The 25,402-nt window shown below is 68.3% G+C and carries 11 protein-coding genes; 4 read left to right on the forward strand and 7 right to left on the reverse strand.

What is annotated here, in order from left to right; all coding sequences use genetic code 11:
* Positions 1–5: 5 nt before the first annotated feature.
* Genes C1932_RS17680 through C1932_RS17695 form a run of 4 tightly spaced genes read right to left on the reverse strand, consistent with a single transcriptional unit; the run spans position 6 to position 4,158 of the window.
* The gene (locus tag C1932_RS17680; protein ID WP_108763045.1) at positions 6–443 is read right to left on the reverse strand and encodes a hypothetical protein; all 438 of its coding nucleotides are present in this window, start codon (positions 441–443) and stop codon (positions 6–8) included.
* Positions 440–1,750: a phosphatase PAP2/dual specificity phosphatase family protein gene (locus C1932_RS17685; RefSeq protein WP_199912040.1), complete on the reverse strand. Its 1,311-nt coding sequence runs from the start codon at positions 1,748–1,750 to the stop codon at positions 440–442. Before C1932_RS17685 ends, C1932_RS17680 begins: the two co-directional genes overlap by 4 nt.
* 23 nt (positions 1,751–1,773) lie before the next feature.
* Entirely contained in the window at positions 1,774–3,516 is a 1,743-nt protein-coding gene (locus C1932_RS17690) for a bifunctional alpha/beta hydrolase/class I SAM-dependent methyltransferase (RefSeq protein ID WP_108763047.1), read from the reverse strand.
* 24 nt (positions 3,517–3,540) lie between these two features.
* Entirely contained in the window at positions 3,541–4,158 is a 618-nt protein-coding gene (locus tag C1932_RS17695; protein WP_108763048.1) for a CDP-alcohol phosphatidyltransferase family protein, read from the reverse strand.
* Positions 4,159–4,339: 181 nt separating this feature from the next.
* Between C1932_RS17695 and purH the strand changes: the two genes are divergently transcribed.
* The 4 genes from purH (at position 4,340) to purD (ending at position 8,993) form a co-directional block, all read left to right on the forward strand.
* Positions 4,340–5,923 (forward strand): bifunctional phosphoribosylaminoimidazolecarboxamide formyltransferase/IMP cyclohydrolase, encoded by a 1,584-nt coding sequence (purH, locus tag C1932_RS17700; protein WP_108763049.1) that lies wholly within the window; start codon positions 4,340–4,342, stop codon positions 5,921–5,923.
* A gap of 17 nt (positions 5,924–5,940) precedes the next feature.
* The gene (locus tag C1932_RS17705) at positions 5,941–6,807 is read left to right on the forward strand and encodes a hypothetical protein (RefSeq protein WP_108763050.1); all 867 of its coding nucleotides are present in this window, start codon (positions 5,941–5,943) and stop codon (positions 6,805–6,807) included.
* A gap of 16 nt (positions 6,808–6,823) precedes the next feature.
* The gene (gene rhuM / locus C1932_RS17710) at positions 6,824–7,576 is read left to right on the forward strand and encodes a RhuM family protein (protein ID WP_234412188.1); all 753 of its coding nucleotides are present in this window, start codon (positions 6,824–6,826) and stop codon (positions 7,574–7,576) included.
* 133 nt (positions 7,577–7,709) lie between these two features.
* Positions 7,710–8,993 (forward strand): phosphoribosylamine--glycine ligase, encoded by a 1,284-nt coding sequence (gene purD / locus C1932_RS17715; protein WP_108763051.1) that lies wholly within the window; start codon positions 7,710–7,712, stop codon positions 8,991–8,993.
* 565 nt (positions 8,994–9,558) lie between these two features.
* Here purD and rpoH read toward each other — a convergent pair.
* The 3 genes from rpoH to C1932_RS17735 form a co-directional block, all read right to left on the reverse strand.
* Entirely contained in the window at positions 9,559–10,434 is an 876-nt protein-coding gene (rpoH, locus tag C1932_RS17725) for an RNA polymerase sigma factor RpoH (protein ID WP_108751041.1), read from the reverse strand.
* A gap of 319 nt (positions 10,435–10,753) precedes the next feature.
* Complete coding sequence (locus C1932_RS17730; RefSeq protein WP_108763052.1) at positions 10,754–14,368, reverse strand: hypothetical protein; 3,615 nt, start codon at positions 14,366–14,368, stop codon at positions 10,754–10,756.
* 10 nt (positions 14,369–14,378) lie between these two features.
* Complete coding sequence (locus C1932_RS17735) at positions 14,379–25,361, reverse strand: Ig-like domain-containing protein (protein WP_108763053.1); 10,983 nt, start codon at positions 25,359–25,361, stop codon at positions 14,379–14,381.
* Positions 25,362–25,402: the final 41 nt, after the last annotated feature.

A 25,402-nucleotide genomic window follows, 5' to 3' on the forward strand; every position in this document is an offset into this window, starting at 1 on the left:
TCCCCTCAGGTCTGCGGCCACAACACGGCAAGCAGCACCGCCACGAACTGCAGCGCGGTGAACAGATACTGGCGCAGGAGCAGGCTGCGCATGCCGGCCCAGCGCGCGTCCCAGCCACGCAGCGGCGCATCGGCCGGCAGCCGGCGCAGCCCGGCCACGTGCAGGGCCTGGTCGACCCGGTCTGCTGCCGCCTCGCCCTGCAGACCGTCCTGCAGCAGCAACTGCAGCAGGCTGGCATCCAACTGCACGCGCACCGCGAAGTACGCCTGCATCAGGCCCAGCGCCACGCTCAGCAGCACCAGACCGGCGGCGATCATCGCCAGCCCCGGCTCGATGCCGAGCAGCAACAGCCCCACCAGCAACAGTCCCAGCGACAGCACGGCGGGCCAGCGGCCCTGGCGCAGCAGCAGGTGCATCATCGGCAGGTCCGGTGCCTGGCTCATACGGTGGTCTCCTGAGCGGCAGCGGCCGCGATCGCCAGCAGGTGAACGTCGTGCAGCACGATGGACGGCCGTGCCTGGCGCACCTGCGCCACCGCCTGCGCGGCATCGCCAGCGCGGCCACTGCACAGCAGCCAGGTCGCCACGCTGGCGGCACTGCGCGAATAGCCCAGCGCGCAACACACCAGCAACGGCCCCTGCGCATGCAGGCGCTCGATCGCGGCGGCGGCGGCGCGCAACTGCGCAGCGCTGGGCACCACCAGGTCCAGCATCGGCACCCCGGCATAGACCGCGCCCGGGGCGCGGCAGGACAGCTCGGCACAGGTATCGACCACGCCCTGCAGCGGCGCCGGCAAGCGGCCGCTGGGCAGGCGCCCCAGCCATACACCGTCGACCACCTGCACCGGCCGCGGCGCACGCCGTGTCCACAGCCGCGAATTGATCCATGCAGCGGCCAGGTACGGCGCCAGCAGCCAGCGTGCGGCCATGGTCAGCCGGCCATCGGCGCGCTTCTGGAACACCGCCGTGCCCAACCCCGCATACGCCAGCGCCACCAGCAGCAGCGACAGCACCGGCCACAGCAGCCACAGCGCCGTGCCGCGCCACTGCAGCACCGGCAGCAACACCACTGCCGCCCCCAGCAGGTACAGCAGCGCCAAGCGCCAGCGCTTCGGGTCGCGCGCGGTGCGCCATGCGCGCAGCGGTGGTACACCCTGGTCGGGCCACAGCCACACGCACAGCCAGCCCACCAACAGCCCGGTGGGCACGTCGATGAAGTGGTGCTGGAAGGTGGTCAGCACCGAAATGCCGATCAGCAGCGCCCACCCATGCAGCACCCAGCGCCACGCGCCGTGCAGGTACTGGGCGAACTTCACCCACAGCACGATCAGCAGCACGATGTGCAGGGATGGCGCCTGGTTGAACGGCTTGTCGAAACCCAGCAGCACATCGAACAGCCAGCCGAAGACGCCGTCGATCGCCGGCCGCTGGAAACTGAAGCGTAATGGCCACAGCAGGAAGCAGCTCACCGCGATCAGCTGCGCACTGAACAAGCGCAGCGCGTGCCGGTCCAGTTCCAGCCGCTGCCGGCACAGGAACAGCGAAATGGCATAGAACAGATCGATGGACCAGTACGGCACGATGGTCCAGGCCACGAATGGAACGTGGGTTTCCCAGGCGAAGGCGAGCACCGGCACGTCGGTCTGGCGACCGGCCATCCAGTTGGCAAAACCATAACTGGCGAAGAAGAACGGCCCCAGCAGCACCAGCCACAACAGGGCGCGCCGCCAGGGGCGCGTCGTGGGGGCCACCGGGGTGGCGGCGACGGCGGACATCAGCCGACCCGGCGCGCCAGCGACACGGTGAAGATGCCGAACGCATCGATGCGCTGGGCCACCTTCTGGAACCCGGCCAGGCGCACCAGCTCGTCCATCTCCTGCTGGGTACGGCGGCGCATCACCCACGCCGCGCCGCCGCGGTGGCTGGTGAGCGCACGCGCGATGAACTCCAGCTGCGGATGCCACGGCTGGCCGGTATAGGCCAGGTAACCGCCCACCGGTACGGTCGCGGCAATGCCCTGCAGCGAGCGCAGCACCGCATCGTTGTCGGGGAACAGCTCGTACAGGCCCGATACCACCGCCAGCGTCGGCGCCGGGTCCACCTTCGCCAGCTGCGCCGGGTCGAACGCATCGCCCTGTTCGAAGCGGGCGATATCGGCCGCCCCCAGGCGTTCGATCAACGCCTGGCCCTGGGTCACGTTCAGTTCGCTGAAATCGCGCAGCACGATGCGCTCGGCGCGCTGTTCGCCCTGCCCCAGCGCTTCCAGCACGTAGCGCCCGTGGCCTGCGGCCACGTCCAGCACGCGTACCGGCGTGCCCTGCCCGCGCAGGCGCTGGGCGGCGTCGCGCAGCAGTTCCTGCAGGTGCTGGCCGCGCACGCGGATGCCGCGCCAGCCGATCCCATCCAGATAGTTGCGGTCGACCATGCGCCCCAGCGGGCCCTTGCCACGCGCCTGGTCGCGGTAGATGTAATCGAGCGTGCTGCCCGAATCGAAGCCGGTCTGCAGGCCCAGGGCAATGCCCTCGGACAGCGTGCCGCCGAAACGCAGGCCACCACGCACGAAGCGCCAGCGCAGGTCGGCCAGGCTGTTGCGTTCGGGCGGCCACGACAGAATCTCGGATTCTTCGAAGGTCGGACCGTGGCGGTGTGCATCGCGGCGCGACAGTTCGCGCAGTGGTTCGGCGAAACGTGCCTGGATGAAGCTGCGGATGCGTGCCAGCGCCGGCGCGCGGTCACGCTCGCCCAGGGTGTCGTGGAAGAAGCCCGGCAGGTGCACGCGCTCCTTGATCGGGCTGGACAGGCGTTCGTAGAAGCGGTCCTGCGGGCCCCGGTGCACGACGAAATCCGAACCGGAGACCAGCAGCTGCACCGGCACGCTGATCGCCTGCGCGTCGGCCACGATGCGGTCGGCCGCCTCGTACAGGCCCAGCAGCACGCGCACCGAAATCGGCCGGGTGATCAGCGGATCGGTGCGGTAGCTTTCCACCCGCGCCGGGTCGTGGGTCAGCCACTGCGGCTTCACGTAGCTGTTGACGAAGAAGTTGCCGCGCAGCTTCTGCATCAGCGCCAGCCCCGCCCGCGCGAACGGCACGTACAGCTTCACCTTGAACGCCGGCGAGGCCATCACCAGCGCCCGCAGGCGCGGCGCGTAGTCGTGCACCCAGGTGGCGGCCACCACCGCGCCCACGCTCTGCGCGATCACCACGATGTCTTCCACCGCAATGCCGTGCTCGGCGCCGATATGGGCAATGAAGCTGTCCAGGTCGCGGACCAGTGCCGGGAAACCGGGGGCATCGCCGCGCGCACCAGGCGAACGGCCATTGCCACGCGCATCCCACGCGAAGAAGGCGGTATCGGGCAGGTCCAGCTCATCGACCAGGTGGGTGACCCGGCCGGAATGTTCGTGGCCGCGATGCAGCAGCACGACGGCCTTGCTGGCCGTGGTGCTCGCCCAGTACCGGTAGAACAGCGGTACCTGGTCGAAGCTGTGGAATTCCCGTTCCTGCGCCTGACGCATGCAATCTCCGTATTGTCGTGGTGTTTACTGCGGTGAAACCGCCGATTCCTGCAGGCCCCGGCGCACCCGGTTGAACAGCGTCACCGCGCACAGCAGCGCGGCCACGCCTGCCACCCACGTCACCGTGGCGGCCCCCACCCAGCCGAAGGCCAGCAGCAGGCCCAGCACACCGATCACGAAGGCCCGGTCGCTCTTGCCCATGGGCCCATCGTAGCGCCGGCTGGCGCCGACCATCAGGCCCAGTACGCCGGCGTATTCGCTCAGTGCCGCCGCCCAGGCCAGCAGCCACAGCGCCACCGGGTTCACGCCCGGCACGCTGAGCAGGCTCAGGTACAGCGCGGCGTCGGCAATCACATCGCACAATTCGTTCAGATAGGCACCCAGCCGCGACTGCTGGCCGAACTCGCGGGCCAGCATGCCGTCCACGGCGTTGAGCGCCATGCGCAGCAGCATCCACAGCGGCAGCAGCAGGTACAGCAGCGGTTGCACCGGGGCGCAGCACCACACGGCGGCGGCCACCAGCAGCGAGACCACGGCGGCGGCCACGGTCACCGTGTTGGCGGTGATGCCGAGGCGGTGCAGACCGCGCACGGCCGGACGCAACAGGTCCTGGAAACGTCCTTTCAATGCATAGATCGACACGATCTGAACCCGCTGATCCCTGGCAGTTCCGGCATAGCCTACCCCATGGCGTGCCCGGCCCAGCATGCCGATACGGGCGTTTGTAGGCACCGGGGGCAGGAAACCGCCCCGCGCAGCGCCCGCCACCGGCCCCCACGAACTACAATATCGGCCCCGCTCCGCTGCCGATTGCCCTGTCCCCATGACTGCTGATCTGTTGCCCGTCCGCCGGGCCCTCCTTTCCGTTTCCGACAAGACCGGCCTGGTCGAGCTGGCCACTGCACTGGCCGCACGCGGCGTGGAGCTGCTGTCCACCGGCGGTACCGCCAAGGCCATCCGCGATGCCGGCCTGGCCGTGAAGGACGTGGCCGATGTCACCGGCTTCCCGGAAATGATGGACGGCCGGGTCAAGACCCTGCACCCGATGGTGCATGGCGGCCTGCTGGGCCGTTCGGGCCTGGACGATGCGGTGATGGCCGAGCACGGCATCGGCGCCATCGACCTGCTGGTGCTGAACCTGTACCCGTTCGAAGCGGTCACCGCCAAGGCCGACTGCAGCCTGGCCGACGCGGTGGAAAACATCGATATCGGCGGCCCGGCCATGCTGCGCTCGGCGGCCAAGAACTTCGCCCGCGTGGCGGTGGCCACCGACCCGTCGCAGTACGCCGAACTGCTGGCCTCGCTTGAAGCCAACGACGGCCAGCTGAGCGCCGCCACCCGCTTCGCGTTTTCGGTGGCCGCGTTCAACCGCGTGGCCCAGTACGATGCGGCCATCAGCAACTACCTGTCGGCGGTCACCGCCACCGACGCCGCCGTGCCGGTGCGTGCCGAATACCCGGCGCAGATGAATTCCACCTTCGTGAAGGTGATGGACCTGCGCTACGGCGAAAACCCGCACCAGAGCGGCGCGTTCTACCGCGACCTGTACCCGGTGCCGGGCACCCTGGCCACCTTCCAGCAGCTGCAGGGCAAGGAACTGAGTTACAACAACCTGGCCGATGCCGATGCGGCGTGGGAATGCGTGCGCCAGTTCGACGCGCCGGCCTGCGTGATCGTCAAGCACGCCAACCCGTGCGGCGTGGCCGTGGGTGCCGGCAACGGCGATGCCTATGAACTGGCCTACGCCACCGACCCGACCAGCGCCTTCGGCGGCATCATCGCCTTCAACAAGCCGCTGGACGCCGCCACCGCCAAGGTGATCCTGGACCGCCAGTTCGTGGAAGTGCTGATCGCCCCCGACTACGAGCCGGCCGCGCTGGAATACGCGCAGAAGAAAGCCAACGTGCGCGTGCTGCGCATTCCGCACGGTGATGGCCTGAACAACTTCGACAGCAAGCGCGTGGGCTCGGGCCTGCTGCTGCAGTCGTCGGACAACCGCGGCATGACCCGCGACGAACTGAAGGTGGTCAGCAAGCTGGCGCCGACCGACAAGCAGTTCACCGATCTGCTGTTCGCCTGGAAGGTGGCCAAGTTCGTGAAGTCCAACGCGATCGTCTACGCCAAGGACAACCGCACCATTGGCGTGGGCGCCGGGCAGATGAGCCGCGTGTACTCGGCACGCATCGCCGGCATCAAGGCCGCCGACGCCAACCTGGTGGTCGAAGGTTCGGTGATGGCATCCGACGCGTTCTTCCCGTTCCGCGACGGTATCGATGCTGCGGCCGCTGCCGGCATCAAGGCGGTGATCCAGCCGGGTGGTTCGATGCGCGATGCGGAAGTGATCGCCGCCGCCGACGAACATGGCCTGGCCATGGTGTTCACCGGCGTTCGCCACTTCCGCCACTGATACAGGGAGCGACACGGATGTCTGCAGTCTCTTTGAAACCGCTCACCGTGCTCGCTTTGGCCGGCACGGTCCTGCTGGCCGGCTGCACGCCGGCCGCCGATCCTGCGCCGGCCACGGCCCCTGCAGCGCCGGCCGCCACGACGGCGGCCGCCGAACCGGCTTCCCCGCTCAGCCGCACTGCCCGTCTGCAGGCCTTCCTGGCCCAGCGTCACGGCCAGGGCGCCGCACTGTCGGGTGACTGGCGCGGCAGCTGGACCCAGGACGGCGAAACGCGCCCGGTCAGCTGGCAGGTCTGCGCCGAGCAGCCGGTGGTGAGCGGCGACAGCTGGCAGCAGCTGCTGGCCGTCTGCGGCGCGCTGGTCGAAGCCGGCCACCCGGAACCGGGCACCATCGACTTCTACGTGCTGCGGCCCACCGCCAGCGGCTTCGACGTGGCCGCCGAGCTGACCGGTGGCACCTACGGCAGCAGCGGCCAGCCCGGCACGGTGCAGATCGTGCGCGCCGGCAGCGATTTCTACGGCTTCCGCGTGCAAGACGGCTGGTTCGGCCAGGGCTATTCGCTGATCTCGCAATCGCTGGTGCTGCCTGGCCCGAAGGGCCTGGTCGACACCGGCAGCATGCGCAGCCATATCGACAATGGCGCCGCCTACGATTGCGACGACGCCGACGCGGCCGAAGACTGCCGCAGCAAGGTGTTCAACATCGACTTCAGCCAGCGCTTCGACGACAGCGACCGCAGCGCGCGCGTCTGGCCGCTGCTGGTGGAAGAAACCGGCAGCACCTGCGGTGGCACTGCCGTGCGCCAGCAGCACCGCTTCACCTTGGACCCGAAGACGTGGACCTATTCCTTCCCCGCCGCGCTGCTGCGCGAGGGCTGCGAGTGAGGCACAGCGACCGGCCATGACCAGCCCCCTCGGCGAACTGATCCTCTACCGTACCGACGATGGCCGGACGGAGGTGCATCTGCGCGCTGCGGAAGGGACGGTGTGGATGACCCAGGGCGAGATGGCCGAGCTGTTCGACACGACGCCCCAGAACATCACCCAGCATGTGCGCGCCATCTATGACGATGGTGAGATTGAGGAGGACGCAACCTGTAAGGATTACTTACAGGTTCGCCAGGAGGGTGCTCGCGAGGTCCGGCGCACGGTCAAGGCCTATCGCCTCGAGTTGATTCTGGCGGTCGGATTTCGGGTTCGCTCCCCGCGCGGCCGCCAGTTCCGGCGTTGGGCCGGCGCGTCACTCGCCGAGTACCTGACCAAGGGCTTCCTGCTCAACGATGCCCGGCTGAAGGATGCCGAGCGCGCGGATTACTTCAAGGAACTGCTGAGTCGCATCCGCGATATCCGCAGTTCGGAAAAGCGCTTCTACCAGACCCTGCGCGATCTGTTCAAAGCCAGCAGCAGCGACTACGACGGTAGCGCAGCCACCGCCAAAACGTTCTTTGCCACCATCCAGAACAAGCTGGTCTACGCTGTCACCGGCCGCACTGCCGCCCAATTGATCGTGGAACGTGCCGACGCCAACGCCCCTCACATGGGCCTGACCAACTGGACAGGCGACAAGCCTCGCAAGTCGGATGTCGTCGTTTCCAAGAACTACCTGCATCGACATACGCCGAATTTGACGCTGCACGACGCGCTTCCGCAATGATCGCGTCCGAGCGCGAAGCCGAGCTTGATCTTGCGGACCTGACGGCTGAGGCAAGACGCCTGGCTTCCACCAAGAAAACCAGCTGATTGATTCCCCCGTTCCCTTTCACTTCTGCCCCCAGGATCTCCCCTCAATGAAAATCCTCGTCATCGGCTCTGGCGGCCGCGAACACGCCCTGGCATGGAAGCTGGCCCAATCTCCCCAGGTCAGTGAAGTGCTCGTGGCGCCCGGCAATGCCGGCACCGCTACCGAGGACAAGTGCCGCAACGTGGCGGTGAAGGTGACCGACATCGACGGCCTGCTGGCGCTGGCCCAGAGCGAAGGCGTGGCGCTGACCGTGGTGGGCCCGGAAGTACCGCTGGTGGCCGGCGTCGTCGACCGCTTCCGCGCCGCCGGCCTGCGCATCTTCGGGCCGACCGCTGCCGCCGCGCAGCTGGAAGGCAGCAAGGCCTACGCCAAGGACTTCCTGGCCCGCCACAACATCCCCACCGCGTTCTACGCCGTGCACACCGAAGTTGACGCGGCGCTGGCCTACATCCGCGACAAGGGCGCCCCGATCGTGGTCAAGGCCGACGGCCTGGCCGCCGGCAAGGGCGTGATCGTGGCGATGACCCTGGCCGAGGCCGAAGACGCCGTGCGCGACATGCTGTCGGGCAATGCCTTCGGCGACGCCGGTGCGCGCGTGGTGATCGAAGAATTCCTTGATGGCGAGGAAGCCAGCTTCATTTCCATGGTCGATGGCGTGCATGCGCTGCCGATGGCCACCTCGCAGGACCACAAGCGCGTGGGCGACGGCGATACCGGCCCGAACACCGGCGGCATGGGCGCCTATTCGCCGGCACCGGTGGTCACCGCCGAAGTGCATGCGCGGGTGATGCGCGAGGTGGTGAACCCGACCGTGCAGGGCATGATTGCCGACGGCATTCCGTTCACCGGCTTCCTGTATGCCGGGCTGATGATCGATGCCAGCGGCGCACCGAAGGTGATCGAGTTCAACGTGCGCTTCGGCGACCCGGAAACCCAGCCGGTGATGCTGCGCCTGCAGTCGGACCTGGTGGACCTGCTGGAAGCGGCCATTGACGGTCGCCTGGACCAGGTGGAGGCACAGTGGGACCCGCGCCCGTCGCTGGGCGTGGTGCTGGCCGCCAGGCCGTACCCGGAATCGCCGATCACCGGTGATGTGATTTCCGGCCTGGCCGATGTGCCGGCCAGCGCCAAGGTGTTCCATGCCGGCACCGCGCTGGACGCGCAGGGCCAGGTGCTGAGCGCCGGTGGCCGCGTGCTGTGCGTGGCCGCGCTGGGCGACAGCGTGCGCGACGCGCAGGCCAATGCCTATGCCGGCGTGGCCAAGGTGAGCTGGGCCAACGAGTTCCACCGCACCGACATCGGCTGGCGCGCGATCGCACGCGAGGGGTGATGCCGGGTGCAGCCACGCGTGGCGTGGCTCTACAGTAGATCCACGCCATGCGTGGATGATCCCTGCAGACACGCAAAGACCCGGCAACGCCGGGCCTTTGCTCATTCGAAGGATCATTGCCACGCCGGTTGAGATCAATCAGAGCGCGCCATGGGGCCCTGCCGCATCGTGGCCTGCGCGCTGCGGCAATTGGCAACAGGCTCAAGACACAGCGCTTCGTAGAGGCTGAGACGAGGCGTGTCTATGAAACCATGACCATGCAGACTGACCACTGCGCCGTACACCGCCTGCAGCAGTGGGCTTTTCGCACGCATCTCCTGCGCCCCTACGATCACTACATGCCTCCCAAGCTGTTTCGCATATCTCAGCAGAAGCGGCTCGTCAGTTCGATAGCTGAAAGCGTCTGGTCATGGTTTCAAAGCAGCCACGCGTGGCGTGGCTCTACCGGGGGTTGATCGCACATGGCGCGGATCCCGAGTAGATCCACGCCATGCGTGGATGAGCCCCACCAAACAAAAAAGGCCCGGCAATGCCGGGCCTTTCCTGTTTGCAACGCTGCTCCGCGTTACGCGTTGAACAGCGCCTTCATCTTCTTCAGCGCGTTCGCTTCGACCTGGCGGATGCGCTCGGCGGAAACGCCGTACTCATCGGCCAGTTCCTGCAGCGTCACCTTGCTGTCGGCGTCCAGCCAGCGGCGGCGGATGATGTCGCGCGAGCGGGCATCCAGCTCGGCCAGGCCTTCGCGCAGCAGCTGCAGCTGGTTGTCTTCGCTGTCGGCACGCTCGTAGGCCATCGACGGGTCTTCGTCGTTGGCAACCAGGAACGCGGCCGGCGACGGCGGGGCGTGTTCGTTGTCCTCATCGCTGGGCGCATCGAAACCGATATCGCGACCGGACAGGCGCGATTCCATTTCCATTACTTCGCGCTCGGACACGTTCAGGTCCTTGGCCACCGCGCTCACTTCGGCCGCGTTCATCCAGCCCAGGCGCGTCTTCGACTTGCGCAGGTTGAAGAACAGCTTGCGCTGCGCCTTGGTGGTGGCGACCTTCACGATGCGCCAGTTCTTCAGGATGAACTCGTGCATTTCGGCACGGATCCAATGCACGGCGAAGGACACCAGGCGCACGCCCATATCCGGGTCGAAGCGCTTGACCGCCTTCATCAGGCCGATGTTGCCTTCCTGGATCAGGTCGCCCAGCGCAAGGCCGTAGCCGTTGTAACCGCGGGCCACGTGCACCACGAAGCGCAGGTGCGAGTGCACCAGCTCGCGCGCAGCGTCCAGATCGTCACCGTCGCGGAAACGACGGGCCAGGTCCTGTTCGTCATCGACCGACAGCACCGGAATCTGGTGCACGGCACCGATGTAGGCGTCCAGCGAACCGAGCGCACTGGGAATCGGGAGATTGTTTGCCACAAGGGCAGTAGAGGTGTTCTGGCTCATAGGGCTCATCTTAGCAGTCCGGGTTTTGGACTGCTAAAGCGGTAGGAAGTTCCAGTGTTCCGCAGGCGAAACAATGGGCCGTTCAACATCCCTACCCTATCGCGAATTGATGACAATGGCGAGCACGCCCCAGAACGCATCAAACCATTCCAAAACAATAACTTACGCACAAACCGGTGGATGAATTGTGCTTTTGGGCCGCAAAATCCCACCAACCCGCCCCATTCAGTCCGGCAATGTTGTCGGTCATTCAGCCCCAGGCGGCCCCAGCCCGATAGTGCCGGGCCAAGCCCGGCAACCCAGGCCGCGGCCAGAGCGCTCAGTAATAGCCGGACAGGTTCAGGAAGAAGCCCTTGCTCTCGTAGCGCAGCTCGGTCAGGTCGTCGCTGAACTCGGTGAAGTTATAGCCGGCACCGATCTTGAAGTTCTGCCCGACCTGCCGGTCCACGCCCAGCAGCCAGCCCTTCTTGTCACCGCCGTCGCGCACATCCAGCCAGCGGTACTCGGCCAGGCCTTCCCACTGCGACCACAGCCGGTAGCGCAACTGCAGCGCAGAGAAGTTCACCCGGCTGTCCAGCCAGGGGCCTTCGCCGCGGCCGGTGCGGTAGTCGCCCCAGCGCGCGGCCAGCTTTGCCGCCACTTCCCAGCGCTCGCGGATCTGCCGCACGCCCTCCAGCGAGATGATCTGCGACTTCTGGTCGTACACGTTGCCGCCTTCCTGGCCCAGCGACGCCACGTCGTACAGATAGGTGTACTTGCCGAACGCGGCCCAGCGCGTGTTGTCATGCGGGCGCCAGGCGAAGCCCAGGTTGGATTCCACCAGCTTGGCATCGGCCAGTGCATTGATCCTGTCCTGCGTATCGGCGTAGTTGGCGCGCAGCGCGATGCGCCAGTCCTCGTTGATCTTGTACAGCAGGCGGTTGGTGGTCACCCACTGCTCGCGCTGTTCGGCGCCCTGGTCGCGGCGGTACTCCAGCTTGCTGGTCCACTGCGTGTTGGCGTCGGTGCGGCCACCGCTGACGCTGTAGGCGCGGCGATCGACGCGGCCGGTGGTGGCGTCCAGCTTGCCATCCATCACGCTGAAGCCCAGGTTCCAGCCCTGCGCCGGGTAGAAATCCATGCCGAAGGTGTTGACCAGGCCCGCGGTGTCCTCGCGCCGGTCCTTCAGGTACTGGCTTTCGTTGAACACATTCACCTGGTTGCTCAGGCGCCAACGCTGGCCCAGCGTCCAGCCCGACTGCAGACCGGTGTCGTACAGCGGGTCGGTGGTGGTGCGGTCGGTGCTGTAGCTGTAGTTGCCGTAGAAGCTGTGCTCGGGCGTCATCCAGTACTCGGCTTCCAGCTTGGCACCGTCGCCGCGGCTGCCGCTGCTCACTTCGGCGCCCACACTGGAACGATCACCGAACAGATAGCGCGTGCCCAGGGTCAACAGGTTGTTGTCTTCGTAAGCGCCGCCGTCATCATCCACGGTCAGCTGGCCGGTGCCGTACAGCTCCCATTTTGCGCCGAAGCGCTGCCGGTAGCTCAATGCGGCCAGGGTGCCATCCACGTCCACGCCTGCATTCTCTTCGCGCACCCGGCGCAGCTCCGCCCCCAGCTGGCCGTTGTTGCCCAGCCGCCAGTCCAACGTCAGCTGCGACTGTTCCAGCGCCACGTCGCCGCGTTCGGCGCGGCTCTGGCGGCCATACAGGCTCAGGTTGTCGGTGAAGTAGCCGAGGAATTCGGCGCCGTACTCTTCCAGTGCCACCCCGGTATCCATGCGCGATACGGAGAAGCCGGCATCGACGTCGCGCCACCAGGCGCCGAAGCTCCAGTCCTGCGTGGTCCAGCCCAGCTCGCGCAGGTTGGCCCGTGCTTCCACGGCCCGTGCATCGCCCTTGCGCGCCGCGTTCACCGGGTTGCGCTGGATGAAGCTCAGGCCGCCGTTGTCCGAATAGAAGATCGGCGCGGCGGTGGCTTCGCTGCGGGTCTGTTCCAGCTTCAGGTAGGTACCGCGCCCGGCCTGCAGGGTCAGGTCGGCGCCCATCAGGCTGTAGTCGTCGCCGCTGCGGTTTTCGTCCACGTAGGTGCCGCCCACCGCCACGTGGTCACCGAACCATTGCTTGCCACGCAAGCCGGCGCTGACATCGTCGGTGCTGAAGCCCACCGGCACGTACTCGTAATCGACCAGCAGCACCTGGTCGTAGCCGTCCAACGGCGTGTCGCGGGTGAGCGTGCGCACGTTTTCGCGGGTGATCTGCGAAAGCGCGCGGGTCAGCAGGATGCGGCCCTGGATCTCGTTCACTTCGTAATCCACGCCGCGCTGCAGGGTGCTGCGCACTTCGGTACGGCCGGTGGTGCGGTCGCGCACTTCCAGCACCACCTGTTCCGAGCCCGGCAGCAGATCGGTGTGGCGCAGGTAGTACAGGCTGCCGCCGGTGCCCAGGAACTCGCTGTGGCCCAGCGCCGACTGTGCCTCCGAGCCGAATGCTTTCAGGTAGGAACGCGGATCGCCCAGCGGGGTGGTCGCGCGTGATCGCCAGCTCAGCGCCGCGCCATACAGCGAGCGCACGTACTGGCCGTATTCGGTGCCGGTGAATCCGGTGGCGAAGTTGCCCCACAGCGCCTGGTTCTGGTCCCAGTCCACGCGCACGTACAGCTTGCCCTGGGTATCAACGTCCCGGTACGTGGTCGAATCATCGCCGTACACCGGGTAGTACTGGTCCGGGTCCAGGCGACGGAACACATCGCGCGCATCGGCATCCAGGAAGCCGCTGAACAGACGCTTCAACTCGCGGTCGTAGGTGTCGGCCTGCGCGGTCACCAGGTACTTCCCGCGCAGCTTGCTCTTCAGGTAGAACGCCAGGCGGCCTTCGCTGAGGAAGCTGTCGTCGCGGTCCTGGTCGGCCACCAGCGGATCCAGGTTGCCACTGGCGGTGTTCTTCGACAGGGTCACATCGGCCAGCGCCACCAGGAAGCGGTAGCTGCCGGTCACCTCCACGTCCAGCGTGCGCTGCAGGGGCGGCGCGTCCTGCGCTTCCACTTCCACCTGGTAGCGGTGCTGGCCGATCGGCTCCAGGAATTCGGCGGCGAACTTCTGCTCCAGATCCACCGGGAAGCTCTGCCCGTTGATCAGCACGCGCGCGTTGGGTGCCAGGCCGCGGCCGTAGATGCGCACGCGCGAGCCGTAGATGGCGATGTTCTGCTGGCGCAGCGCGTTCTGTCCGTAGATGTCATTGGTCAGCTGCTGGTCGCGCGCCTCCTCGCCGTTCAGCACCTTGCCCAGGGTCTTCTGCACGTTGTCGCGCACCTGCTGGGTGCCGCGTTCGTAGTCGGTGGGCAGCACCAGCTGGAAGCGCTGCGCGCTGGTTTCGTCGAACGCGCCATCGTGGCCGTAGGCGCGGGCGATGTACTGCAGTTCGTCGCCTTCGCGCAGGTTCAGCCCACCCGGCAGCTGCCCATCCCATTCGGTGTTGCCCACGTAGTCCACCGGCATGGGAATGCGCGCCAGCGGCGTGACCAGATCGGTATCGGAACCGCGATACAGGGTGATCTCGATGCGTTCGATGAACGAGGCGTAGTTGTTGTAGCCATGGAAGCGCAGCGGCTTGGTCAGGCGCCCGTTCTCGAACGGCGCCATGGAACCGGTCTGCACGTTCAGCACCGGGGCCGACAGCGACGGATCTTCGGTCGCCCACACCACCGCGCCGTCAGGCAGCTCGGTCACGAACTGCCCACCCGGTGCGGCCGCGCGCGCGTCGGCGGGCGTCGGCACGGTCTGCGGGGTCGGATCGCCATGCACCTGCAACAGCAGGTCGTTGCCGCGGCGGCAGCCTTCGGCACCGCACAGGGTCTGCGGCACTTCCGGTGCCGGCGCGGGCGCTGCGGTCTGCGCCCAGGCCGAAGGCAGCAGCAGCGCGGTGGCCAGGGTGATGAGTGCGGTTGTCTTGATCATGGCGCTCTCCTTAGCGGTCCGCGCGGTCAACGGTGGCCGGTGCAGGCAGTACCTGCACCTGCACCCGGTCGGCCCACCCGTCTGGCAACCGCGCCAGCACGGCCTGCTGCAGCACGCGGCCGCGGTCTGCCGCCAACGCTTCCTGGCCCGCCTCGGCGCGCACCTGCAGTACCCCGCCCTGGCGCGCCTGCAACGCGCTGGCCGCCTGTACCAGTACCGCCTCGTTGCCAGGTGCCAGTTCGGCGCGGCCCGGTACGAACAGTGCGGGACCGAACTCCAGCCGCAGGGCCGGACGACCGCTGTCGAACCGCGCATCGGGCAGCTGCATGCCGAAGTCGAAGCGCACCGGCAGCCCCGGGGTGATCCGCCGCAGCAGCGGATTGCGCGTGGTGAAGCGCGCGTCGGCCGGCAGCGTGGTCGGGTCCACCTTCAGGATGAAGTTGCGCCCGCGTGCCTGGCCGCCGTTGATGCCGACCAGGTGGTAGCGGCCGAACGCATCGGTTTCCATCACCAGGCCTTCCACCGATGCCACGCGCACGCCGGGAATGCCGCGCTCACCGTCATCCTGGATGCCGTTGCCGTTGCGGTCTTCGAACACGCTGCCCAGGATCAGGCTCTCGTCCAGCAACGGATCGCCCACCACCTCTACATCGGCAGATGCCACGTTGCCGATGCTGGCGTTGACCGCATCCACCGCGGTCACCCGGTTGGTGTGGATGCCCTGGCCCACGCCGGCGCCCACGCGCAGGTAGTACACCAGGGTGGCGCGGCCGCCGGCGGCGATATCCACCCGTTCCACCCGCAGCGGTGAACGCGCGCTCACGAACGCGGCATTGTCCAGGTCGCGGGCCTCGAAGCCCTCCTGCACGAAGGTGAAACCGGCCGGCAGCGTATCGACCACGTTCACCCCCAGCGCATCCACTTCGCCCAGGTTTTCCACGGTCACCACGTAGCGCACCAGCTCGCCCACCTTCACCGTGCGCTGCGCTGCCTGCTTGGTCAGGCGCAGCACAGCACCGCTGGCGGTCACAGTGATGTTCACCCGGCCATCGGCGCAGACCGGGGTGGGAATGGAGACGTCGCAGATGTTGTAGGTGAAGGCATCCTGGCCGCTGTAGCCGACGAAGGCGGTGTAGATGCAGACGCCGTCGGTGCAGCCCAGGCGGCCGTAGCGCGGCGCGGCCAGCACGCGCAGCGAACGCGGGTTGATCGGCGCGCCGCTGGTGCTGATGTTGTCCAGCAGCGAGATCGTGACCGGTTCACCATCGGGCGTGGTCACGGTCTCATCCACCACTTCAACCGCGTTGGCCTGTACCTGCACGGTCACGCTGGCGGTGCCGCACTGCACCGGCGCGGCCTGCGTGCAGACGGTGTAGGCGAAGGTGTCGCTGCCGCTGAACGTGGCCGCCGGCGTGTAGCGCACGCTGCCGTCGGCCAGTACTTCGGCCGTGCCCGAGGTGGGCGCGGTGCTGATGGTCACCGCCACCGACGCCGGCACCACCGGGCTGCCGGCGACCAGGTCGTTGGCCAGCACCGCCACCACCACCGGGCTGTCCTGCGGCGTCGTGGCGGTATCGTCGGCCGGCTGCACGGGGCTGCCCGCCGGCGGGTTGGCCAGGGTCACCGTCACCGTACCGATGTCGCAGACGCTGGGCTGGCTGACCAGGCAGATCTGGTAGGTGGTGGTGTAGGTGGCACCGGCCACACCGGCGGCCACGTCCACGCTGCCATTGGCCTGGATGGTGATGGCGGTGGTGTTGGTGGGGGTCAGCTGCACCGTGGTCGGGTCCAGCGCGGCGCCGTTGAACGTGTCGTTCACCAGCACGTTCAGTACCGCGGTGGCGCCGGTGGCCGGTACATCGGCAATCGCATCATCGACCGCGACCAAGGCTCCGCCCGCCGCGGTAACGGTGATCGACAGCGAGGCGGAATCGCACACGCCGGCATATGGCGCGGGCAGGCACAGCTGGTAGATGAACGAATCGCTGCCGCTGAAGCCCGTGTTGGGAGTGTAGGTGTAGCTGCCATTCGCGTTGAGCACCACGGTGCCCTGCGCCGGTGCGGTCACCAGCGAGAACACCGAACCGCCGCCGGCGTTGTCATTGCCAGCCACGCTGCCGCTCAGCGCCTGCCCGGCCGGTGTGGTGGCCACATCGTTCACCGCATCCGGCCGCACCAGCACCAGTGCCGTGGCCTGCGCGCAGTTGCCCGTGTTGGTTGCCTCACAGATCTGGTAGGTCAGGCTGAGCTCACCGGCCGCGGCACTGCCGGCAATGCTGATGATGCCGTTGGCGTCGATGCTGATGCCGGCGGGCGGTGCGATCAGGGACACCGTGACCTGCACCGGCTGCACCGGCACACCATTGATCAGGTCATTGCCCAACACCGACGGTGTGGACCCACCCGCGCCAGGCAGGGTGGGCGTGCCGCTGAAGTTGTCGCTCACTGCCTGCAGAGTCGTGGCGCTCACGGTCACGCTGACCGACCCGGTGTCGCAGACATTGAGGTTCGGTGCCGGCAGGCAGACCTGGTAGGTGAAGGTATCGGTGCCGGTAAAGCCCGGGTTCGGGGTGTAGCTGATGGTGTTGTCACCGTTCACCACGGCGGTGCCGTTCAACGGCGCGACACTCACCGTGAACACCGGGTTCAACGGCAGCGTGTCGTTGGCAGCAACGTTCAGCATGGTGGTGCCGGTGCCGGCCGACAGCGTGTCATCGGCCGCGTTCGGGCGCACCGCCACCAGTGCGGTGGCCTGCGCGCAGTTGGTCGGCACTGTGTTCTCGCAGACCTGGTAGTTCAGCGTGGTGGCGACCGGGGTCAGCCCCGCAGCGACGGTGATGACGCCGCTCGGGCTCATGCTGTAGCCGGTGGGCGACGTGATCAGCGTGGCGGTTACCGGCGTGGTGCCCGGTACGATGGGCGCACCATTGAAGCTGTCGTTCAACAGCACGCTGGTGGTGGTGCCGCCGGCGGCCGGCACGATGGGCGTCGCGCTGAAGTCATCGCTCAGCGCGCTCACACTGGTCGTGCCCACGTTCACGGTGACGGTGGCCGTTGAGCACACCCCCGCCGCAGGCGCCGGCAGGCAGACCCGGTAGGTGAAGCTGTCGCTGCCGGTGAAGCCCCCCGTGGGCGTGTAGCTGATGGTGTTGTCGGCGTTGACGACCGCGGCACCATTGCCCGGCGCCACCAGCACGGTCAGCGTCGGGTTCGATGGCAGGGTGTCGTTGGCGGTGACATTGAGCACCGTGGTGGTGCCGGCCGTTGCCGTCAGGGTGTCGTTGGCCGCAGCAGGACTGACCGCGACCACGGCGGTGGACTGCGCGCAGTTGGTTGGCACCGCGTTCTCGCAGACCTGGTAGGTCAGCGTTGCCGCAGCCGGCGGCGTGCCCGGTGCCACCGTGATCTGCCCGTTGGCAGCCATGCTGTAGCCCGCGGGCGGACTGACCAGGGTTGCGGTGACCGGCGTGGTGCCCGGCACGATCGCAGCGCCGTTGAAGGTGTCGTTGAGCAGCACGCTGGCCGTGGTACCGCCGCTGGCCGGTGCGATCGGCGCAGCGGTGAAGTCATCGGCGTTGGCGACCAAGGTGGTAGCAGCAACGGTGACGCTGACCGTAGCGGAATCGCAGACGCCCGCTGCAGGCGCCGGCAGGCACAGCCGGTAGGTGAAGCTGTCGCTGCCGGTAAAGCCTTCCGAGGGCGAGTAGCGAATCGTGCCGTCCGCCAGCACGGTGGCAAGACCGTTGGCAGGCGCAGCCGTCACCGTCAGCACCGGGTTCAATGGCGCCGTGTCGTTGGCCAACACGTTCAGGATGGTGCTGGTACCGGCGGCGGCCAGCAGGGTGTCGGCCACCGCGTCCGGGCTGACCGCCACCAGCGCCGTTGCCTGCGCGCAGTTGGTGGGCACGGCGGTTTCGCAGACCTGGTAGTTCAGCGTGACCGCCGCGGGCGTGGTGCCCGCCGCAACGGTGACGACGCCCGTTGCGCTCATGCTGTAGCCGGCCACCGGCGTCACCAGCGAGGCGCTGACGGGTGTGGTCCCAGGCACGATGGCCGCACCATTGAACGTGTCGTTCAACAGCACGCTGGCGGTGCTGCCGCCGGTGGCGGGTGCGATGGGCGTGCCGCTGAAGTCGTCGGCGAGCGCGCTGATGCCATTGGCACCCACGGTCAGGCTGACCGTGGCGCTGTCGCAGACCGCACTGCCCGGCGCCGGCAAGCACAACTGGTAGGTGAAGCTGTCCGCGCCGGTGAAGCCGGGTGTTGGGGTGTAGTTGATGCTGCCATCTGGATTGACCGTGGCAGTCCCGTTGGCCGGTGCCGCCGACACGGTCACCACCGGGTTCAGCGGTGCGATGTCGTTGGCCAGCACGTTGAGCAAGGTGGTGGTCCCCGCCGTTGCGGTCAGGGTGTCCGCCACCGCCTCCGGGCTGACCGCCACGATGGCCGAGGCACCGGCACAGTTGGTCGGCACCGCGTTTTCGCAGACCTGGTAGTTCAACGTCACCGCGGCAGGCGTGGTACCCGGCGCCACCGTGATCACGCCGGCCGGGTTCATGCTGTAGCCGTTCACCGGCGTCACCAGCGATGCGCTGACCGGCGTGGTGCCCGGCACGATGGCCGCGCCATTGAAGGTGTCGTTCAGCAGCACGCTGGCGGTGCTGCCACCGGCCGCCGGGGCGATCGGCGCCGCAGTGAAGTCATCGCCCAAGGCGCTGAGCGTGGTGTTGCTGACGGTGACCGTCACCGTCGCCGAATCGCAGACCGTGGCGCCGGGGGCCGGCAGGCAGACCTGGTAGGTGAAGCTGTCGGTGCCGGTGAAGCCCGCCGTCGGGGTGTAGCTGATGCTGCCGTCGGCATTCACCGTGGTGCTGCCATTGGTCGGTGCGACCGACACCGTCACCGTCGGGTTGGCCGGTGCGCGATCGTTGGCCAGCACGTTCAGTACGGTGGTGGCGCCAGCGGCAGCGGGCAGCGCGTCGGACACCGCCTCCGGGCTGACCGCGACCACGACGGTGGCTGCCGCACAGTTGGTCGGCGCCGCGTTCTCGCAGACCTGGTAGTTCAGCGTGGTTGCCGCCGGCGTGGTGCCCGCCGCAACGCTGATCACCCCGTTGGCCGACATGCTGTAGCCGTTGGGCGGCGCCAGCAGCGACGCCGTCACAGCGGTGGTGCCCGGCACGATGGGCACGCCATTGAACGTATCGTTGAGCAGCACGCTGGTGGTGCTGCCGCCGGTGGCCGGCGCGATCGGCGCCGCGGTGAAGTCATCGTTGGCCGCCACCAGCGACGTGTTGCTGACCGTAAGCGATACGGTTGCAGTGGCGCAGACCGTTGCCGCCGGCGCGGGCAGGCACAGCTGGTAGGTGAAGCTGTCGGCACCGGTGTAGCCGGCCGTCGGCGTGTAGCTGATGCTGCCGTCGGCATTCACCGTGGTGGTGCCGTTGGTCGGCGCCACCGACACGGTCACCACCGGGTTCTGCGGTGCGGTGTCGTTGGCCAGCACGTTCAGCACGGTCGTGGTACCGGCGGTGGCCGGCAGGGTGTCGGCCACCGCCACCGGGCTGACCGCGACCACGGCCGAGGCCGACGCGCAGTTGCCCGGCACCGCGTTTTCGCAGACCTGGTAGTTCAGCGTCGTTGCCGCCGGCAGCGTTCCTGCGGCCACGGTGATCACGCCGTCGGCTGCCATGCTGTAGCCCGGCACCGTGGTCAGCAGAGAAGCGGTTACCGCCGTGGTGCCCGGCACGATGGCCACCCCATTGAACGTGTCGTTCAACAACACGCTGGTGGTGCTGCCGCCTGCCGCAGGAGCGATCGGGCTGCTGCTGAAATCATCGTTGGCCGCGGTCAGCGTCGTGGCCGCCACGGTGACGGTGACCGCCGCGGTATCGCAGACCGCCGCCGCGGGTGCCGGCAGGCAGACCTGGTAGCTGAAGGTATCGGTGCCGGTGAAACCGGCGGTGGGCGTGTAGCTGATCGTGCCATCGCCATTGACGAGGGTGGTGCCGTTGCCCGCCGCCACCGATACGGTCACCAGCGGGTTCAGCGGCGCGGCATCGTTGGCCAGCACGTTCAGCACGGTGGTGGCACCGGCGGCCGCCGGCAGTGCATCGGCCACGGCGTCCGGGCTGACCGCCACCAGCGCGGTGGCCGCGGCACAGTTGCCCGGCACCGCGTTTTCGCAGACCTGGTAGTTCAGGGTCGCCGCGGCCGGCGTGGTTCCCGCAGCAACGGTGATCACGCCGCTGGCCGAGATCGTGTAACCGGCCGGCGCGGCAATCAGCGTGGCGGTAACTGGCGTGGTGCCCGGCACGATGGGCGCGCCGCTGAAGGTGTCGTTCAACAGCACGCTGCTGGTGCTGCCACCGGTGGCGGGTGCGATGGGCGTGCCGCTGAAGTCATCGTTGCTGGCCACCAGCGAGGTGGCACTGACCGTCACCGTCACCGTGGCCGAATCGCAGACCGCGCCGCCCGGCGCGGGCAGGCACAGCTGGTAGGTGAAGGTATCGGTGCCGGTGAAGCCGGCGGTCGGCGTGTAGATGATGGTGCCATCGCCATTGGCCACGGCCGTGCCCTGGCTCGGGCCAGCACTGACGGTGACCACCGGGTTCAGCGGCGCGGCATCGTTGGCCAGCACGTTCAACACCGTGGTGGTGCCAGCGGTGGCCGGCAGGCTGTCAGCCACCGCTTCGGGGCTGACCGCCACCAGCGCGGTGGCGGCGGCGCAGTTGGTCGGCACCGCGTTCTCGCACACCTGGTAGCTGAGCGTGGTCGCGGCCGGGCGCGTGCCCGCGGCCACGCTCACCACACCGTCGGCCGACAGGCTGTAGCCGGTCACCGGCGTGACCAGCGATGCGGTGACCGGCGTGGTGCCCGGCACGATCGCACTGCCGCTGAAGGTGTCGTTGAGCAGCACGCTGGTGGTGCTGCCGCCGGCCGCTGGATCGATGGGCGTGGCCAGGAAGCTGTCATTCACCGCGACCAGCGAGGTGGTGCTGACCGTCACCGCCACCGTGGCGCTGTCACACACGCTGCCATGCGGTGCCGGCAGGCACAGCTGGTAAGTGAAGGAATCCGGCCCGCTGAAACTGCCGGTGGGGGTGTAGCTGATGCTGCCATCGGCATTGACCACGGCGCTGCCGTTCACCGGCGCCACGCTGATGGTCACCACCGGCGTGGCCGGTGCCACGTCGTTGGCCAGGACATTCAATACAGTGGTCGCACCGGCCGCGGCTGGCAGTGCATCGTTCACCGCATCCGGGCTCATCACCACCACCGCGGTGGCCGTGGCGCAGTTGGTCGGCGCGGCGGTCTCGCAGACCTGGTAGCCCAGCGCGACCGAGCCCGGCAGGGTGCCGGCCGCGACGCTGATGACACCATCGGCGGCCATGCTGTAGCCGGACACCAGGGTGGTCAGGGTGGCGGTGACAGGCGTGGTCCCCGGCACGATGGCCGCACCATTGAAGGTGTCGTTGAGCAGCACGCTGGCGGTACTGCCACCGCTGGGCGGGACCGCGCTGGCGCTGAAATCATCGTTCACCGCCACCAGTGCAGCGGCGGCCAGGGTCAGCGCCACCTGGGCGGTATCGCAGACGGCGCCGTCCGGTGCCGGCAGGCACACCTGGTAGGTCAGGGTGTCGGTACCGCTGGCGCCCGCGTTGGCGGTGTACTGCAGGCTGCCGCTGGTCGACAGCACCGCGCTGCCCAGGGTGGGCGGGGTAACCACGGTATAGGTGGCACCGGCAGGCACGTTGTCGTTGGCGGCAAGATTGAAGGTACCCGGCTGGGTGCCGGTCACGCTGCCGCTGTCATCGACGGCATCGGGCGCAATCAGCACCTGCACGGCGGCGGTATCGCAGGTGCTGCCGCCCTGCTCGCACAGCGAATAGGTGAGCGTGGTGGCACCGGCCGGCGCGTAGCTGGCCACGGTGATGATGCCGTTGGCATCGATGCTGAAACCGGTGGGCGCGGCCACCAGATTGGCCGTGACCTGCAGCGGATTCACCGGCGCGCCGTTGAAGCTGTCGTTGGCAAACACCGTGGGCGTGGTGCCGCCGGCACCGGGCGCGAACACGGGGCTGCGGAAGTTGTCATCCACCGCGTCAACGGTATTGGCCACCACCGTGATCGTAACCGTGCCGGTGGCACAGACGGCCGTATCGGGCGCCGGCAGGCAGACCTGGTACTGCGCGGTCTGCGGCCCGGCCGCGGCCGGTGCATAGCTGAAGCTGCCGTTGCCCTGCAGGGTGAAGGTGCCCGCGGCCGGCGGCGTGACCAGGCTGTAGGTCGCCGTTGCGGGCGCGTTGTCGTTCAGGCTGACATCGCCCACCAGGGGCTGCCCGGCCGAGGTGCTGTAGCTGTCGTCGGTGGCAGCAGGCGCCACCACCAGCGCGACCTGGGCGGTGTCGCAGTTGGCGGTACCGGCCTCGCACAGTTCATAGGTCAGGGTCTGCGCGCCGGCGGCGGCGCCGGCCGGCACGTTGATCACCCCGGCGCTGGTGAAGGTGTAGCCCGGCGGCGGTGCGTTCACCAGGCTCACGCTCACCTGCGCGGCGGTCACCGCCGCGCCGTTGAACAGATCGTTGCCCAGCACGCTGGGCGTGCTGCCGCCGGTCACCGGCGAGATGGCCGGCGTGCCGAAGGCATCGTCCACCGCATCGACCGTGTTGGCGGTGATGACAAAGGTGGCCGTCGCCGTCGAGCACACCGCACTGTTCGGTGCGGGCAGGCAGACCTGGTAGCTGGCGCTGTCCGTGCCACTGCTGCCGGCGGCCGAGGTGTAGGTGAAGCCGCCATCGGCGGCCAGCACCAGCGTGCCCTGGGTGGGGGCGACCAGCACGCTGAATTCAGCACCGGTACCGGTGCTGTCATTGCTGGCCACCGAGCCGGTCACGGCCTGGCCCGACTGCACCGGCAGGCTGTCGGCCACGGCCGTCGGCGCGACCAGCACCTGCACGCTGGCGGCATCGCAGTTGGCCGGGGCTGCCACTTCGCACAGCTGGTAGGTCAGCGTCGTGGCACCCGGCGTGGTGCCTGCGGCCACGGTGATCACGCCGCTGTTGGCATCCAGGCTGAAGCCCGCCACCGGCGCCTGCAGCGTGGCGGTAACCGCCCCGGCGGTGACCACCACGCCATTGAGGGTGTCGTTGCCCAGCACGCTGGGCGTGGTGCCGCCGGCAAGCCCGGGCACCGGGGTGGCAAACAGATCATCGTTGGCCACCAGCGCATTGGCGCCCAGGGTGACGGTGACGGTCGCGGTATCGCACACCGCAGCGTTCGGCGCCGGCAGGCAGACCTGGTAACCGAACGTGTCGCTGCCGGTGACGCCGGCATTGGGCGTGTAGGTATAACTGCCGTCGCTGTTCACGGTCACCACGCCCTTGCTGGCCGCGGTGCCGAGGCTGAAGGTGGAGCCGGCCGGGGTGTTGTCGTTGCTGCCGACGTTGGCGGACACCGGCTGCCCCGCACCTGGCGTGGCGATCGCATCGTCCACCGCGTCGGGGGCGATGACCAGCTGCACGCTGGCCGTATCGCACAGCGTTGGCGCGGCGGTCAGGCAGATGCGGTAGCCCAGGGTGACCGGACCGGCCACGGCGTTGGCCGGCACCGTGACGGCACCCGCGGCGTTGATCAGATACCCCGCCGGTGCGGTGATCAGCGTGGTGGTCAGGTTGGCCGGCACCACCGCGGCGCCATTGAAGGTGTCGTTGCCCAGCACGCTGGCGGTGGTGCCGCCGCTGGCCGCGGCGATCGGCACGGCGCTGAAATCATCGTTCACCGCATCGATGGTGTTGGCGGTCAGGTTCACGGTGACCGTTGCGGTGTCACACACGGCCGCGTTGGGTGCCGGCAGGCACACCTGGTAGCCGAAGGTATCGGTGCCGGTGGCGCCCGCGTTGGCGGTGTAGGTGAACGCGCCGCTGGCCTGCAGCACCACGCTGCCCTGGCTGGGTGCCGCACCGGTCTGCACGAAGGTGGAACCGGTAAAGACATTGTCGTTGCTGGCAACGTTGCCGTTCACCGCCTGCCCGGCCTGCACGGCCACGCTGTCATCCAGCGCATCGGGGCTGACCAGCAGGCTGACCGTGGCGCTGGCGCAGTTGCTGGGCGAAGCCGCTTCGCAGATCTGATAGGTCAGGCTCACCGGCCCGGCTGCGGCGGTGGCCGGCACGCTGATGATGCCGTTGGCCGCGATGGCATAGCCGGACGGCGCGTTGGTCAGCGTGGCGACCACGGCGGCATCGGCGAACGCCGCGCCGGCCAGGGTGTCGTTGCCGAACACGCGCGGCGTGCTGCCACCGCCGCCGGGCGGGAATGGCGCGGCACTGTAGTCATCGTTGTTGGCGACGATGGCGGCCGCCTGCACGGCGATGGTGGGCGTGGTGGCGGTGTTGTCGCCCGGGGTCGGATCGGTGGTACCCGGCGGCGGCGTGATGGTGGCCGCGTTGGCGGAAATGGTCGCCGGGGTGACGGTGGGCGCGGTGCCGTTCACCAGCACCACCAGCACATCGCCCACGCCCACGTTGACGCCGACGTTCAGGCTGCCGGTGCCCGAAGCCGCCGAACAGGACGTGGCCGCCGACACCGTCGCGCAGGTCCAGGTGACCCCGCTCAGCTGCGAAGGCACCGAATCGGTAAGGGTAGCGCCCACCGCCTGCGACGGGCCGGTGTTGCGCACTTCAATGCGGTACTGCACCGCCCCACCGGCCGCGACCGGCACCGGCGTGGTGATGGTCTTGACGATGCTCAACTGCGCGCTGGCGGCCAGTGCATTGCTGTCGCTGCTGCTGTTGTTGCCCGGGGTGGGATCGGACACGTCGGCCGGCGCGGTCACCGTGGCGGTATTCACCAGCGGGTTGCGGTACGCCTGCGCCTGCGCGCCCGCCATCGCCAGCGTGGCCAGCAGCGCGGTGCCCAGTTGCAGCGCGCGCGCGCGCAGGCAGGCGTGGCCGGGCAGGCAGTTCAAGCGACGGGCGCGGGCGGTGTGCATGCTGTCATCCTCGAAAGCACCGCGCAGGCTCTGGCGTTCCC

Source organism: Stenotrophomonas sp. YAU14D1_LEIMI4_1 (genome assembly GCF_003086815.1).
In the GTDB taxonomy this organism is placed as follows: Bacteria; Pseudomonadota; Gammaproteobacteria; order Xanthomonadales; family Xanthomonadaceae; genus Stenotrophomonas.

Coding starts and splice junctions, on each gene's coding strand:
- rpoH (WP_108751041.1), bottom strand. CDS start 10,434: ATGAGCCAGAACACCTCTACTGCCCTTGTGGCAAACAATCTCCCGATT.
- C1932_RS17705 (WP_108763050.1), top strand. CDS start 5,941: ATGTCTGCAGTCTCTTTGAAACCGCTCACCGTGCTCGCTTTGGCCGGC.
- C1932_RS17730 (WP_108763052.1), bottom strand. CDS start 14,368: ATGATCAAGACAACCGCACTCATCACCCTGGCCACCGCGCTGCTGCTG.
- purH (WP_108763049.1), top strand. CDS start 4,340: ATGACTGCTGATCTGTTGCCCGTCCGCCGGGCCCTCCTTTCCGTTTCC.
- purD (WP_108763051.1), top strand. CDS start 7,710: ATGAAAATCCTCGTCATCGGCTCTGGCGGCCGCGAACACGCCCTGGCA.
- C1932_RS17690 (WP_108763047.1), bottom strand. CDS start 3,516: ATGCGTCAGGCGCAGGAACGGGAATTCCACAGCTTCGACCAGGTACCG.
- C1932_RS17680 (WP_108763045.1), bottom strand. CDS start 443: ATGAGCCAGGCACCGGACCTGCCGATGATGCACCTGCTGCTGCGCCAG.
- C1932_RS17735 (WP_108763053.1), bottom strand. CDS start 25,361: ATGCACACCGCCCGCGCCCGTCGCTTGAACTGCCTGCCCGGCCACGCC.
- rhuM (WP_234412188.1), top strand. CDS start 6,824: ATGACCAGCCCCCTCGGCGAACTGATCCTCTACCGTACCGACGATGGC.